We start from the raw sequence: 14,203 nt of genomic DNA, 5'->3' as shown, positions 1-14,203 counted from the left end.
GCTTATTAAATATACTAAAAACGTATTAGCAAAACGTATTAGCAAAACGTATTAGCAGTTTGTGGATACTACGGCAACGAGGTGAGAGGTATAGCCAGCATTAAGGAAATTGCACAGCTTGCGAATGTGTCCCAAGGCACCGCTTCCATGGTGCTTAACGGCAAAGGCGATCAATACCGGATCTCGGCCCTTACGCAGCAAAAAGTGTGGGAGGCTGCCAAAAGCTTGAATTACCAGCCGAATATTTCCGCAAGACGGCTGCGCAGTGGCGGTGAAACCGTTCTGCCGATCATCGCTTTGTTTTGGTCGATCGATACCCGTGCAGCCCTGATCAACCGGTTTTTGAAAGGGCTTCAACATTCATTTGCCCTTTTGGACCAAGAGTATGAACTACTGATCCAACCGTTTGTAGGCACAAGACTGCATGAAGTACGCAGCCTGATTACAGGAACCCGGTTTAACGGAGCGATTATTGCCAATGCCACCGAGGATGATGAAGAATATTTGGAGCAAGCAAACCCTATGGTTCCCATCGTGCTTTATCAGCGAAGCTCAAGCAAGTATTCCTGGGTGAATGTCGACAGCCAAAAGACGGGCGAGGAAGTGGCCATGCTGTTTGCTAGTCGTGATCATCGACAAGTTGGGCTTATTGTTCCGGATGTGTCCTCTTCGGCGATTCGCCTCCGAATGGAAGGCTTTTTGTCGAAGGCCCGCGAGCTGGGTATGGAGATTGCAGACCGGCATATCGTGTATTCGGATTTCTCGGAAAAAGGCGGTTATCAAGCGATCCGGCAGATGCTGGCAAGCGGAGACCTGCCTACGGCGCTGTTTTCCATCAGCGATCAAATGTCCGTCGGAGCTTTGATGGCATTAACGGAAGCCGGCAAGAGAATTCCCGAAGACATGGAGATTGTAGGCCATGACGATGACGAAGTGACGCGGTTTACGATTCCGACGCTGTCCACGGTCCATTTGCCTGTTGAAGAGATGGCGGCGGAGTGTGTCAAGGTGCTGACCGATTTGATGCAGTATAAATCCCATGAATCGGTTCACAAATTGTTCGAATCACATTTGGTGATCCGCAAGTCTTGCGGAGGGAATGGAAAACGCTAATGTTCTGTTGAGAAGGTGAACCCGCCTTCTCGCATTTTGAAGTAAACGCTTTATCATACAGGGCTTAAAAGCAGCTTTGATTTCATATTCTCATTTCCGGATCAAAGCTCTTTAAGATATATAAATTTATGACTGGAGGAACTTGTATGAAGCTCAAAAGGGTGTCTTTAGTTCTTGCCTCAGCCGCATTGATGACGACCGTATTTACGGCATGCCAAAGCAATGGCGGGCAGCCAGCGGGGGAAAATAACGCAGCAGGCGGTACCTCGCAGCAAAGCGGTCCGATCAGGATCGATTATTGGGGCGGTTGGACCGGTCCCGACCTGGAGACGATGAAGGGTCTGGTCGAAAAATTTAATGCTGAACAGAATAAAATTCATGTTGAATTTTCATCCATGCAATGGACTCCGCTGTTTACAAAATTTTTGACGGAGATGAGAGGCGGACATCCTCCGGATGTACTGGCTATGCACCCGTTCGAGCTCGGACAATTTGTGGAGATGGGCGTCTTGGATCCCAAGCCCGTGGAAACGGCGAAGCTGAACAAATCGGATTATTCGGAGTTCGCATGGGAAGGAACGTTCTATAAAGAGAAGCAATACGCCGTACCTTTGGATGTTCACATGCACGGTCTTTTCTATAACACGGAATTGTTAGCCAAAGCCGGAATTACGGCTCCGCCGAAAACAGGGGAAGAGCTGATTGCCATCGGCCAGAAGCTGACCGTGGACAAAAACGGCAAGCATCCTAACGAAAGCGGTTTCGATGAAAATAATATTGTGCAGTACGGTTTGGGCTTTGGCATGAATCATCATTCTTTCTACCAGGTGTATGCTCTGATTAACCAACAGGGCGGCAACCCGTTTACGGAGAGCATGACGAAATTGGAGCTGGATGAACAGAAAGCCGCTAAAGCCTTCGGCTTCCTGCAGGATCTGATCTTCAAGCACAAAATCGTTCCGAAGGGGCAAAAGTCTCCTGTAGACGATTTCACTACGGGGAAAGTCGCGATGTTCATAGACGGTCCTTGGCAAATGCCTAAGCTGGAAGCCTCTAACATCAAATGGGGCAGCGCTCCGTATCCGCAAGTCTTCGAGAAACCGGCGGCGTGGGGGGCAGCAGAGATTCTGACCTTCCCGGTTAACGACAAAGCCGATCCAAGCCAAAAAGCAGCCGCTGTCGAATTCGTCCAGTGGTTGGATAAAAACATCAATGATTGGGCTAAATCGGGTCAGCTGCCTTCCAATAACAATGGAATGGAAGCGGCCAAGAAGCTCCCTGGAAGAGAGGCCTTCGTACAAAGCTTGGATCATTCGGTGCTCCTGCCGTCCCATCCTAAGGCAACCCAATTGTTCTCCAGCACGGCACCGAGCCCGATTTTGACTGCAGCTCAAGACGCCGTACTGAATAACAAAGATCCGCTTGAAATTGCGAGAAAGCTGCAAGCAGACATGAATGCCATTTTGGCTGACAGGTAAACCTGGTTACATGGATGCGGCCGGCAGTATGCCGGCTGTATCCCTTCTACGTAAGCTGATATTATTTGCGGAAGGGTTGTAGACTTTATGAGAAGACAAGGAAAGGTTGCCGCGTTGTTTTTATTGCCTTACTTGTTGATATTCGTTGTCTTTCGTTTCGGACCGAGCGTAGCCGGGCTGTTTGTCGGTTTTCTGAAATGGAATATCGTAGGCGACGCGACGTTTGCCGGTTTGGACAATTTCACGAAGCTTTTTCGTGACCCTATTTTTTATGTTGCTTTAAAGAACACCTTGTTTTTTTTGCTCATGACTTTGCCTCCGCTGGTGATCTTCAGTCTGCTGCTGGCCGTGCTGCTTAACCAAAAGCTGCGGTTCCGCAATGCCGTCAGAACCATATCCATTGTTCCGTATATTCTGATCCCGGCGGTGGTGGGAATTATCTGGAACTGGTTGTACGATAACAATTTCGGGATTTTGAATTATTATTTGAAATGGTTGGGCATGGCGCCGGTAGAATGGTTAACGAATGAAAAATACGCGCTTTTCTCCGTAGCGATTGTTACCGTATGGTCTTATCTCGGCTACAATATGATCTTGTACTTGGCGGGCCTGCAGGACATTTCAAAGGATTTGTATGAGGCATCCACCATTGACGGGGCCAACAAATACCAGACGTTTATGAAAATTACACTGCCGCTTTTAAAGCCGATTACCTCGATGATCATTACTTTAACGCTGATTAACACCATTCAAATCTTTGACCAGATTTTTGTCATGACCAACGGCGGACCTGGAACGGCAACGCTTACGCTTGTTCAGTATTTGTATGGAACCGCATTCCAGAACTATAACCTTGGCTACGGTTCCGCCATCGGCATCGCCATTCTTGCGATGTTGGTCCTGATGGTTCAATTGCAATCGAAATTGCTGAAGCTGGATGACTAGGAGTGAATGAAAGCATGAATGTAAAAAAGATTCCCGTATACATCATCATGTTGCTTACCAGCGTCGTATTCTTGTTTCCTTTGCTCTGGTCATTGATCTCATCACTGAAGCCGGAAGCCAATATCGTAAGCTATCCTCCCAAATGGATACCCGATAAAATGACGCTGGATAATTATTTAATGGTATTGCAAAATTATCCTTATTTAAGCTGGATGAAGAACAGCGTATATATGACTGTCGCCTCTACGATATTTGTTCTGGTTTTGACCACACCGGCGGCGTATGCTTTCGGGCGGCTGCATTTCAGAGGCAAAAAATTCTCTTTACTCTGGTCGTTTCGATGCTGCTCATTCCGATTCAAGCGTATATTGTTCCACTGTTTCTGCTTGTATCCAAGCTGGGTATTTTGAATACCTATTCTTCCATTATTCTGGTAGCCGGCGCAAACGTAACCAGCGTGTTTATTTTAACGAGCTTCTTCAAAAGCATCCCGAACGAGCTTGAAGAAGCGGCGCGCATCGACGGCTGTCAAGATTTCGGCATTTTTGCAAGAATCATGCTGCCGCTCTGTAAACCTGCCATATCTACGGTTACGATTCTGATGTTTATTACGAACTGGAATAACTTCCTGTGGCCGTTGATTGCCATCAGGGAAAACAGCCTGAAGCCGTTAACCGTCGGGATCGCCCAGTTTATGGGCGGCGCCAATTCCACCGCCCAGTTTCAATACGGTACTTCTCTTGCGGGAGCCTGCATGGCGATTATTCCTTCCGTCATCGTATTCCTGTCGCTGCAGCGGTACTTCGTAGAAGGCATATCCAATACCGGGATCAAGGGATAGAATCTTGAAAAGGAGGAATAGGGGATGTTCACATCCGTAGTCCATGAGCTCATTTTTGATCACGATCGTCCTTTTGTCAGCTGTCATGCCTCTCATTTGGCATTGCTTCCTAATGGAGACGTGCTGGCCGCATGGTTTGGCGGAAGCAGGGAAGGCGCTGACGATGTGGCCATCTGGTGCTCTCGCCGGCAGGGAGAAAGCTGGTCGGCTCCGTTTCAACTGGCCGATGAGGAAGGACTGCCTCATTGGAATCCTGTTTTTCACATGAAGGACAACGGGGAACTCATCCTTTTTTACAAAGTGGGACGGTTATTGAAAGACTGGTACACCCTGTTCAAGGTTTCTCAGGATCAAGGACGGACCTGGTCGGAGCCGGTTGAGCTGGTTGCGGGGGACCGGGGCGGCCGGGGGCCGGTCCGCAACAAGCTGATCGTATTGGCGGACGGAACATGGCTTGCGCCGGGGTCCACGGAAGACAGGATTTGGCAGGCTTTTGTCGACCGGTCTGAGGATCAGGGAGGCCATTGGACGAAGAGCGGCGGCATTCGGATACCGGATATCGATTACAGCAGCATCCAAGCCGTCACAGACAGCGATATTCCGGTTTCGGAGCAATCGTTTGCGGGCAGAGGCGTGATTCAGCCGGCGCTATGGGAGTCCGAACCGGGCAAAGTTCATATGCTGCTCCGCAGTACGGAAGGCTTTATCTATCGTAGCGATTCCGCAGATGGTGGACGAACCTGGTGCGATGCTTATCCCACTTCGCTGCCGAATAATAACAGTGGAATCGATCTAGTAAAGCTGGATAATGGGATGCTCGTATTGGTATGCAACCCGGTTGGGGTCAACTGGGGTCCGAGGACACCGCTTGTATTCATGGTATCTAAGGATAACGGCCGCTCCTGGAGCTGCGAATTCATTCTGGAAGATGAAGAGGGAGAATTTTCTTATCCTGCCATGATTGCGCAGGGGAACCATCTGTACCTGACGTACACTTGGAAAAGAGAAAGCATCGCATTCAGGAAAATATCGGTATCCTTATAGCGGCACACGTACAGATAACCTTCCTAAATATCGGACAGTGAGGGAGAAACCTATGAAGAAACAAATTTCCGCGGGCGTTTGGCCGACGATGGTCACCCCTTTTACAACATCCAACGAAATTGACTACCATGCTCTGGAACGGACGATCGAATGGTATATCCAAAACGGGGTGGACGGTCTCTTTGCCGTTTGCCAATCCAGTGAAATGTTTTTTTTAAGCCTGGAGGAAAGAGTGAAGCTCGCGGCGTTCGTCAAAGAAAAGGCAGCGGGGCGCGTGCCTGTCATTGCTTCAGGCCATATTTCGGACCGTTACGAAGATCAGGTAACCGAACTCAACGCGATGGCTGCAACAGGCATTGATGCGCTGGTTTTGATTACGAATCGGCTGGCTCGGCAGGATGAATCAGACGAGGTCTGGAAAACCAATCTGGAAAAACTGCTGAACGAAATACCGGAGGATATCGCGCTTGGGTTTTATGAATGTCCTTTTCCGTACAAACGCCTGATTTCACCTGAATTGTTAAAATGGTGTGCGGATACGGGACGGTTCCTGTTCCTCAAAGATACCAGCTGCGATTTGGATAATATGAAAGCGAAAATGGAAGCCGTTCAAGGCACCGGCTTGAATATATACAACGCGAACTCGGCGACGCTGCTTGAAACCATGAAGCTCGGCATTACAGGCTACAGCGGTGTCATGGCCAATTTCCATCCGGATTTGTATGTTTGGTTGATGCGCAACTGGTCCGATAAACCGGAGGAAGCCGACGAACTGAGCAATTTTCTGAGCATCGCCTCTTTGATTGAAAAGCAGCTTTATCCGGTGAACGCCAAATACTATCTTATGCTGGAAGGCATCTTTACCAATTACAACTGCCGGTCTAAAAATCATCTGGAGTTTACGGCCACCAACCGGCTGGAAGTAGAACAGCTGTATCGGCTGACCAAAGCCTATGCCAAACCATCCGCTGCAGTAAAGCGGGCTGACGATGGGATATCCTTATGATGATTGGCGACATGCATAAGTATAATGAAGAAAAGCATTTATACCCCCCAGCGATTCAACAAGGGCTGGAACAGATTGTAAGCCGAAACCTTGCCGCACAGAAACCGGGGAGATATGAGCTCGACGGGCAAATGATGTATGCGTTGGTGCAGGAAATGTCAACGAAGCCTGCGGAGGAGCAGCGGGCGGAATCCCATATGACGTACGCAGATATCCAATTGTTAGTCAGCGGGGAAGAAAAAATCGGATTCAGCCGGTTATCGGCGAAACTGGAGATGGCGGACAACCAGCTTGCTGCACGTGATGTCGCTTATTACAAGCATAGTCATGATGAGTCCGAGATTGTGCTTAAGCCCGGCATGTTCGCCGTGTTTTTCCCGGAGGATGTTCACCGTCCGTGCTGTCATGTCAATGGGGAGAAGCATAGCATCAAAAAGATTGTGGTAAAGGTTCACAGGGATCTGTGGGGATGATATTGAACGCTACAAGCCAGCTGTTTAAGCTGGCTTTTTTGCTGCCGAACCGGCAGGTTAAACCGGTACGATGCGGTTGAAAAAAATGATAATACACCAGGCTCAACAGCCGGAAACCCTTGCTCCGGCGGCATGTTTACCTCTAAAGCGAAATGGTTGAAACAGTACTATTGCCAGTCATGATACCCGAACCTATGATATGAAATGTAAGCGCTATTATAAATGCGGACTTGCGTACTAATCCAGTCAGGAGGTCGTCGGATGAAGCAGGGATATGATGCACAGCCATCCATGATATTGGCCGACAGGGCCAAACGGTCGCCGCTTATGCGGGACATCATCAGAGACCGATGGCTGTATTTTCTTTTATTCCCGGGGGTACTGTATTTTCTGGTATTTAAATATGTGCCGATGTGGGGCCTGATCATGGCGTTTCAGGACTACAAGCCTCATTTGGGCTTCCTGGGGAGCCCGTGGGTAGGACTGAAGCATTTCGAACGATTTTTCTCGGAACCGCAGTTTTGGATGCTGCTTCGAAATACGCTGCTGCTCGCGATTTACAATCTGGTGTTCTTTTTTCCGCTTCCGATTGTTTTGGCCCTGATGTTAAATGAGGTACGCAAGGAAATGTTTAAACGGTTTGCGCAGACGCTGCTGTATTTGCCGCACTTTGTTTCGTGGGTCGTTGCCGTAGGCATATTCTATGTGCTGTTTACAACAGAGGGCGGAATCATTAACGAGATGATCGCACAGATGGGTATGGAGAAAATACCGTTCCTGCTCAGCGAAGAATGGTTTCGGACGATGATCATCAGCCAATCCATTTGGAAAGAGGCAGGCTGGGGGACGATCATTTTTCTCGCCGCTCTCTCGGGAGTCGATCTGCAGCTGTACGAAGCGGCACGTATCGACGGAGCCGGCCGTTGGCGGCAGCTCTGGCATATCACGCTGCCCGCTATACGGAGTACCATCGTCATCTTGTTTATCCTGCGGCTGGGAAGCTTTTTGGATACCGGTTTTGAGCACATTTTCCTGATGCTGAATTCGATGAACCGGGAAGTTGGGGAAGTGTTCGACACCTATGTGTATGTGAAGGGCTTGACGCAGGCTCAGTACAGCTACAGTGCGGCTGTCGGTATGTTCAAATCGCTTGTCGGACTAGTGCTGGTGGTCGGGGCCAACTGGCTGGCGAAGAAATTCGGCGAAGAGGGCGTCTACTAAAACATCGGGGAGGCTCAATGCCATGGAAGACAAATCTTTAAGCAGCAGGGTATTCAATGCGGTGAACTATTCGCTCCTGTTTATCGTTTCTATCGCTGCCGTCATTCCGTTCGTTTATATTGTGGCCGTTTCATTTGCCGCACCGGAGGAGGTATCCAAGGGAGGGCTGCTGTTGTTTCCTTCCGAATTCACCTTGTCCGCCTATAAATACATATTTTCCACCGACACCATGGCTCGCAGCATTGTTGTATCGATTTATGTAGCCGTATTCGGAACGTTCATCAATCTGCTGTTCACTTCGTTTATGGCCTATCCGTTAGCTCGTACGACGTTGCGGGGACGCCGTCCGATTCTTTTGATGGTGCTGCTTACGATGCTGTTCAGCGGGGGCATGATTCCGACCTATTTCGTCGTCAGATCTTTAGGAATGATCGACACCTACTGGTCTCTTATGATCCCGACGGCTATCAGTGCGTTTAACTTAATCGTTCTCAAAAACTTTTTTCAACAGATTCCCGACGGCTTGGAAGACTCGGCGAAAATGGACGGCTGCAATGATTTGGGGATCTTGTTTCGGATCGTCATCCCCTTATCGATGCCGGCTATGGCGACCTTCGGATTATTTTATGCGGTGGGGCACTGGAATACGTTTTTTAATGCGGTCATGTATATCAACGATTCCGAGAAATGGCCGGTGCAAATCGTATTAAGGCAGATCGTTTTGATGTCCCAGGACCGCATTGGAGATTCCACTGCCCAGCAGGATCCGATGGATTATTTGCCGCAAACGGTACGGATGGCTTCTATTGTCGTCGCGACGTTTCCCATTGTCATGGTCTATCCGTTCTTGCAAAAGCATTTTGCCAAAGGCGTCCTGTTAGGCTCGGTCAAAGGATGATCTGAAAGATCTGCAGGTCTGACTCCGCAGAATGACTTCGATAAGAAGTTTTTCTTCTAAAAATTATGCTACTTTATATCCGGGAGGGGTAAACATGGAAAGAAAACGTTGTGCAGCTTTGCTTTTGTCGTTGGCGTTAACCGCAGGAACGCTTGCAGCGTGCGCAGAAAAAAGTGAACCGCGGCAAGGGGCGGAAGGACAGCCCGACAGCACACCTCTTGAGGTGACCATCGCCACGCCGCAAGTAGGGGAAGCGCCCAAAAAGACAGTGAAGTCGAGCTGGCTATCGAGAAATATACGAATGCCAAAGTAGACATTCAATGGATTCCGGCGGCTGCATTTGAAGATAAAAAGAATATTATGATTGCGTCTGACGAAATGCCGAAAGCGTTTAAATTGACGTATAACGCCACAACTCTCAATGCCATTCAATCCGGATTGTTTTGGGAGATCGGACCCTACTTAAATGAATACAAGAATTTATCGGATGCCAATCCGATGTATTACGACAATATCAAGGTGGAAGGAAAACTGTACGGATTGCCGTTGTACCGGGATATCGGACGAGCCGGAATCGTTTACCGGAAGGATTGGTTTGACGCCTTAGGCCTGAAACCGCCGGTAACGCTGGATGATTGGTATAACATTGCAAAAACGATTGCTGAAAAGGATCCTGACCAAAACGGTCAAAATGATACGTACGGTTTGTTTATGGACAGATCGTATAACGACACGGCCCTTAGCAGCAGCTTCTTGACTCGTCTCTCGGTTTCGCAAGGGGCTCCCAATAAATGGGGGATCGAAAACGGGAAAGTCGTAGCTGAATTTATGACGAAACCGTATCAGGATTCGATGAAGCTGCTCAGAAGATTGTATGCCGAAAAATTAATCAATCAGGATTTCTCCGTTGTTCAGACAGCGGATGCCGATAACAAATGGAATTCGGGAAAAGCCGGCATCCGTATTAATACGGTGGCTTCGGCGGCAGCCACCTCTTATGACAACGTGTCCAAATCCGTTCCGAATGCTGTCGTAGATATCGCGCCTTATATGGGGCCTTCCGGCAATCGCGTGCCTGCCGAGCCGGGGAACAACGGGTTTTTCGTATTCCCGAAATCCAGCGTACAGGATGAAATGGAGCTGAAGCGTCTGCTGGGCTTCTTCGATCAACTTCTGGAGCCGGAAATGTCCACGCTGCTGACCAGAGGATTTGAAGGGAAGCACTTTGAGAAGACGCCTGACGGCAAAGCCAAGTTTAAAGATTTGACACTGTTTAACCTCGAGGTGAAGCCGTACCGCGACAGCCTTCCGTCGTTTGAGGTTACAGGCACCGGTCTTCCATTGCAATTAAACGAACTGCAGGCCAAAGGCTGGAAGGTGGTTGCGGATAACCTGCAAAATGCGGTTCCGAATGTGGCGTTGACGCTTACATCGAAGACCTATATGGAAAAGGGCGCAGAGCTGGATACCCTGATTCGCGACGCCCAGACCAAATATATTATGGGCAAAATCGACGACGCCGGTTGGGAAGCTGAACTCGAACGATGGAAAAAAGCGGGCGGCGATCAGGTCATGGAAGAATTTACGGCGGAGTACGGCAAACAGAAAAAGTAGGAGAGCCCTTCATAAAGGGAGGAGGAATAAGATGGATTACGCAGCATTCGGCAAGAAGCTTGAAACGATTACGGCGATCCATATTACGCCTTTTGACGAGGAGACACGCCAAATCGACTGGGAAGGCTTGGAGGCCAACATTGAGTTTTTGATGGCCAACGGCACGGAAGTCATTGTGCCGTGCGGGAATACCGGCGAATTTTATGCGCTCACCTTCGAAGAAGCGAAGGCGGTCATGAAGCGTGTGATCGATACGGTAAACAAACGGGCAATCGTCATGGCAGGAATCGGGTATGCGGCGGATACGGCGGTCGAATTGGGCAGGTATGCCCAGGAAGCGGGCGCCGATTGCGTCATGATTCACCAGCCGGTTCATCCTTACATCACAACTCCCGGCGCGGTCTCTTATTACCGTAAGGTGATCGAAAGCCTTGATATCCCGTCGGTTCTTTATTTTAAGGATGCGCATCTTTCGGACGATATCCTATTGGACCTGGCCCCGCTGGACAAATGCGTCGGCGTGAAATACGCCATCAACGATTTACCGCGGTTTACCCGGACGGTTCGCCAGGTTTCGGCGAAGCACCATGTGACCTGGATTTGCGGCACGGCGGAGAAATGGGCGCCGTATTTCTACAACGCAGGCGCCAAAGGCTTTACCTCGGGATTAATCAACGTACACCCGGACCTGTCCAAAGGGATGCTGAAGGCTCTGCAAACCCATAATTGGGAAACCGTATGGAAGCTGTGGGAGGAGGCGTTGCCTTTTGAAAACTTGCGGGCTAAATATCATGCAGGAAACAACGTGGCTGTCGTGAAAGAAGCCATGGAACAGCGGGGACTTCGTGCGGGCATCACGCGCGAGCCTGTCGATCCGCTGAATGAAGCGGATAAGAAAGAAGTGACGGCCATCCTTCATCAATGGGGCCTGCTTCCTCTAGTAAAGGAGATCAAACGATGAACCATTTGGATTTGTTAAAGCTCACGGCAGCCCGCACACTGGATTTGACCTTTGAACACTCGGATCAGCCCGGAGGCATTCGCTGGCGCAGGTGGGATTGGTCCATCGGCGTCGCTTTTTATGGACTATGGAAAACGTATGAAATGACCAAGAATGAGGAGATTCCCATTAAGATGAAGCAGTGGATCGATCAGCGGATCGACGCCATTGAGAAAATATGCGTAAATTCAAATTCTCTTTTAATGACCATGTTAGAGCTGAACGAACGTGATCCGGATGAAAAATATGAAAAAGTGTTCCAGACGTTTGATCGCTATCTGATGATAGAGGGCCGACGTACCCCATCCGGCGCATTGGAGCATACGGTATTGGATAACAACTGGGCTCATCAGGTATGGGCGGACACGATATTTATGAGCTTGCTTTATTTGGCGCAGAGAGGACTGGCTTTGCGCAATGAAGAGTACAGGCGGGAAGCGTATAAGCAGCTTGACATTCATTGCAAGCTGTTGTTTGATCCGCAGGTGAATTTATTTGTGCATGGCTGGCACGACGTGGAGCGTAAACCGATCGGTGTGCATTGGGGGCGCGGCAATGCCTGGATGACGGCGGGGATTGTCGAACTGCTGGAGATCGCACCTGAAGATTTGCCCCAACGCCGGGAGCTGACGGATACCCTGCACAAGCAGCTGCAGGCTTTGTCCGGGCTGCAGGATCCGTCCGGATTATGGAGGACGGTATTGAATCACGAAGAAACCTATCTGGAGACCTCGGTAACGGCAGGGGTCGCATATGGCGTGATGAAGGGAATCCGGCTTGGCCTGATCGATCCGAAATTCCGTGGCATGGGCGAGCGGGCTTTATCGGCTGTGGCGGACAACATCGATCAAGAAGGCTATGTAACGGGAGGTTCTACGGGAACGCCGGTGAAAGCGAACGCTTTGGAATATAACCGCATTGCATTTGATATTACCCCATTTACCCAAGGATTGGCTTTGCTGGCTTTATGCGAAGCCTTACGAGGAGAGTAGCCCATGAAAATTTCGGATATTAGGTTAACTGTCGTCGGAATGCCCAGACATACGGGCTTTGTCAGCAAGCATGTGATCGTCGAGATCGAAACGGACGAAGGTCTGACAGGAATTGGAGAGATGTCGGATTTTTCCCACCTGCCTCAGTATTCGCTCGATATTCGGGATATGAAGGCTGTATTGAAGTCCATATTAGTAGGTCAAAATCCGTTTGATATCACTTTGATCAATCAAGAGCTCCTTAGTCATTTCCCGGAAACGATGTTTTATTATGAGAAGGGCAATTTTATCCGCAACGGGGTTGACGCGGCATTGCATGATCTTTGCGCCAAAGCGCTTCAGATTTCCGTGGCCGATTTCATCGGCGGAAGAATGAAGGAAAAAATAAAAGTCTGCTATCCGATTTTCAGACACCGTTTCATGGAAGAGGTGGAAGAGAATCTGAAGGTGGTCCGCGAGCGGTTTCGGCAGGGCTTCGATGTGTTCCGGTTGTATGCCGGAAAAAATCTGGATGCGGATGAAGCGTTCCTCGATGGGGTAAGAACGGAATTCGGCTCGAAGGTCACCATCAAGTCGCTGGATTTTAGCCACCTCTTGGACTGGAAATCCGCTGTACAGGCGACACAACGTTTCTCGTCATATGATGTTCAGCTGATTGAAAGTCCTGCCGTACAGAACGATTTTGAAGGGCTGCGCCATTTCCGTATGAAAGTGGATCATCCGGTAAGCGAACACGTATGGAGCTATCGTCAGCAGTACGAAATGATCAAGCATGATTCGGTTGATATCTTTAATATTTCTCCCATCTTTATCGGCGGTCTAACGAACGCCAGGAAGGCGGCGGCGGCAGCGGAGGTTGCGGGGAAATCCTGCCTGATCGGCACGACGCAAGAGCTGTCGGTCGGAACGGCCGCCATGGCGCACTTAGGCAGCTCCCTGGCCAATTTAAATTATACATCGGATCCGATAGGCCCTGAGTTGTATGCAGGAGACATTGTTAAAAATCCGGTCATCTATGAGAACGGATATCTCCTTGTGCCCGGCCGTGAACGGCATGGTCTGGGGGTCGAATTGGATTGGGAACAAATAGAGAAATATAAAGCGGATGATTTAAGCTGGGGGAATGTTTCAGCTCACCAGCTCCAGGATCGAACCTCTCAAGCCAGGAAGTAGAAATAGACGGAAACCAAAACGATGGTGCGCGGGAAATCCGGCGCCATCGTTTTTATTGGTTGAAAACGCTTATAAAATTGAAATTAACATGTGATAACCCTTTTCTATCACGGGTAGACATGCTTTCTGATATAATGATAATCAAAAATCTGGTTGGGCTGTTTATCCTTTCCCCGTTTTCTTGTATTTTGATACTTTCTATAGGGTAGGAGAGATTATCTATTGCCTAAGTACTTCTATCGATTGATTCTGTTCACGTTGTTGTTGGTAGCCGCACCCGTTGTATCCATCGGGATGATTTCCTATCACATCGCTTCTCAGGATATCGAAAGAAAGGTCAATGAGGGCAATGCGCAAATCCTGTTGCAAAACCAAATGCGAATCGAGGAAGTATTAAAAATGTAG

Annotated in this window: 14 protein-coding genes and 1 pseudogene; all 15 read left to right on the top strand. The window is 49.1% G+C overall.

The features are described 5' to 3' along the window. Positions 1–81 precede the first annotated feature (81 nt). The 15 genes and pseudogenes from EXW96_RS13865 to EXW96_RS27505 all read left to right on the top strand — a co-directional run bounded on the left by EXW96_RS13865 (position 82) and on the right by EXW96_RS27505 (position 14,203). Positions 82–1,113 (top strand): LacI family DNA-binding transcriptional regulator, encoded by a 1,032-nt coding sequence (locus tag EXW96_RS13865; RefSeq protein ID WP_235594250.1) that lies wholly within the window; start codon positions 82–84, stop codon positions 1,111–1,113. A gap of 146 nt (positions 1,114–1,259) precedes the next feature. Continuing rightward, positions 1,260–2,591 carry an ABC transporter substrate-binding protein gene (locus EXW96_RS13860; protein ID WP_062407432.1) on the top strand — a complete coding sequence of 444 codons (1,332 nt, stop codon included), beginning with the start codon at positions 1,260–1,262 and terminating at the stop codon, positions 2,589–2,591. A gap of 87 nt (positions 2,592–2,678) precedes the next feature. Further along, on the top strand, positions 2,679–3,536 hold the full coding sequence (locus EXW96_RS13855) for a carbohydrate ABC transporter permease (protein ID WP_074727005.1): 858 nt from the start codon (positions 2,679–2,681) through the stop codon (positions 3,534–3,536). A gap of 14 nt (positions 3,537–3,550) precedes the next feature. Beyond that, entirely contained in the window at positions 3,551–3,946 is a 396-nt protein-coding gene (locus tag EXW96_RS26965; RefSeq protein WP_217437363.1) for an ABC transporter permease family protein, read from the top strand. Next, complete coding sequence (locus EXW96_RS26960; protein WP_217437362.1) at positions 3,877–4,377, top strand: carbohydrate ABC transporter permease; 501 nt, start codon at positions 3,877–3,879, stop codon at positions 4,375–4,377. The genes EXW96_RS26965 and EXW96_RS26960 overlap by 70 nt, the downstream gene beginning before the upstream one ends. A gap of 24 nt (positions 4,378–4,401) precedes the next feature. After that, the gene (locus EXW96_RS13845) at positions 4,402–5,421 is read left to right on the top strand and encodes a sialidase family protein (RefSeq protein WP_174350774.1); all 1,020 of its coding nucleotides are present in this window, start codon (positions 4,402–4,404) and stop codon (positions 5,419–5,421) included. Between the two features lie 52 nt (positions 5,422–5,473). Beyond that, the gene (locus EXW96_RS13840; RefSeq protein WP_174350773.1) at positions 5,474–6,427 is read left to right on the top strand and encodes a dihydrodipicolinate synthase family protein; all 954 of its coding nucleotides are present in this window, start codon (positions 5,474–5,476) and stop codon (positions 6,425–6,427) included. 11 nt (positions 6,428–6,438) lie between these two features. Then, positions 6,439–6,900: a NanQ anomerase/TabA/YiaL family protein gene (locus tag EXW96_RS13835; protein WP_174350772.1), complete on the top strand. Its 462-nt coding sequence runs from the start codon at positions 6,439–6,441 to the stop codon at positions 6,898–6,900. A 291-nt stretch (positions 6,901–7,191) separates the two neighbouring features. After that, positions 7,192–8,121: an ABC transporter permease gene (locus EXW96_RS13830; RefSeq protein ID WP_235594329.1), complete on the top strand. Its 930-nt coding sequence runs from the start codon at positions 7,192–7,194 to the stop codon at positions 8,119–8,121. A gap of 22 nt (positions 8,122–8,143) precedes the next feature. Beyond that, positions 8,144–9,019: a carbohydrate ABC transporter permease gene (locus EXW96_RS13825; protein WP_062407447.1), complete on the top strand. Its 876-nt coding sequence runs from the start codon at positions 8,144–8,146 to the stop codon at positions 9,017–9,019. Positions 9,020–9,113: 94 nt separating this feature from the next. Continuing rightward, positions 9,114–10,633 (top strand): annotated as a pseudogene (locus EXW96_RS13820) (extracellular solute-binding protein). 31 nt (positions 10,634–10,664) lie between these two features. Beyond that, positions 10,665–11,594 carry a dihydrodipicolinate synthase family protein gene (locus tag EXW96_RS13815; protein WP_174350771.1) on the top strand — a complete coding sequence of 310 codons (930 nt, stop codon included), beginning with the start codon at positions 10,665–10,667 and terminating at the stop codon, positions 11,592–11,594. Beyond that, positions 11,591–12,625, top strand: a complete 1,035-nt coding sequence (locus EXW96_RS13810; RefSeq protein ID WP_174350770.1) for a glycoside hydrolase family 88/105 protein — start codon at positions 11,591–11,593, stop codon at positions 12,623–12,625. The genes EXW96_RS13815 and EXW96_RS13810 overlap by 4 nt, the downstream gene beginning before the upstream one ends. Before the next feature lie 3 nt (positions 12,626–12,628). Then, positions 12,629–13,798, top strand: coding sequence for a mandelate racemase/muconate lactonizing enzyme family protein (locus EXW96_RS13805; RefSeq protein WP_174350769.1), 1,170 nt, complete (start codon positions 12,629–12,631; stop codon positions 13,796–13,798). Positions 13,799–14,020: 222 nt separating this feature from the next. Next, complete coding sequence (locus EXW96_RS27505; protein WP_254611380.1) at positions 14,021–14,203, top strand: hypothetical protein; 183 nt, start codon at positions 14,021–14,023, stop codon at positions 14,201–14,203.

Source organism: Paenibacillus sp. JMULE4, assembly GCF_013337105.1.
GTDB classification, from domain to species: Bacteria; Bacillota; Bacilli; order Paenibacillales; family NBRC-103111; genus Paenibacillus_G; species Paenibacillus_G naphthalenovorans.
The sequence above is the reverse complement of the archived record's forward strand: the minus strand, read 5'-3'. Positions and strand labels throughout refer to the sequence as shown.

Excerpts from the sequence above, each read along its gene's own strand:
- EXW96_RS13860 (WP_062407432.1), top strand. The coding sequence starts at position 1,260 with ATGAAGCTCAAAAGGGTGTCTTTAGTTCTTGCCTCAGCCGCATTGATG.
- EXW96_RS13855 (WP_074727005.1), top strand. The coding sequence starts at position 2,679 with ATGAGAAGACAAGGAAAGGTTGCCGCGTTGTTTTTATTGCCTTACTTG.
- EXW96_RS26965 (WP_217437363.1), top strand. The coding sequence starts at position 3,551 with ATGAATGTAAAAAAGATTCCCGTATACATCATCATGTTGCTTACCAGC.
- EXW96_RS26960 (WP_217437362.1), top strand. The coding sequence starts at position 3,877 with ATGCTGCTCATTCCGATTCAAGCGTATATTGTTCCACTGTTTCTGCTT.
- EXW96_RS13845 (WP_174350774.1), top strand. The coding sequence starts at position 4,402 with ATGTTCACATCCGTAGTCCATGAGCTCATTTTTGATCACGATCGTCCT.
- EXW96_RS13840 (WP_174350773.1), top strand. The coding sequence starts at position 5,474 with ATGAAGAAACAAATTTCCGCGGGCGTTTGGCCGACGATGGTCACCCCT.
- EXW96_RS13835 (WP_174350772.1), top strand. The coding sequence starts at position 6,439 with ATGCATAAGTATAATGAAGAAAAGCATTTATACCCCCCAGCGATTCAA.
- EXW96_RS13830 (WP_235594329.1), top strand. The coding sequence starts at position 7,192 with ATGATATTGGCCGACAGGGCCAAACGGTCGCCGCTTATGCGGGACATC.
- EXW96_RS13825 (WP_062407447.1), top strand. The coding sequence starts at position 8,144 with ATGGAAGACAAATCTTTAAGCAGCAGGGTATTCAATGCGGTGAACTAT.
- EXW96_RS13815 (WP_174350771.1), top strand. The coding sequence starts at position 10,665 with ATGGATTACGCAGCATTCGGCAAGAAGCTTGAAACGATTACGGCGATC.
- EXW96_RS13810 (WP_174350770.1), top strand. The coding sequence starts at position 11,591 with ATGAACCATTTGGATTTGTTAAAGCTCACGGCAGCCCGCACACTGGAT.
- EXW96_RS13805 (WP_174350769.1), top strand. The coding sequence starts at position 12,629 with ATGAAAATTTCGGATATTAGGTTAACTGTCGTCGGAATGCCCAGACAT.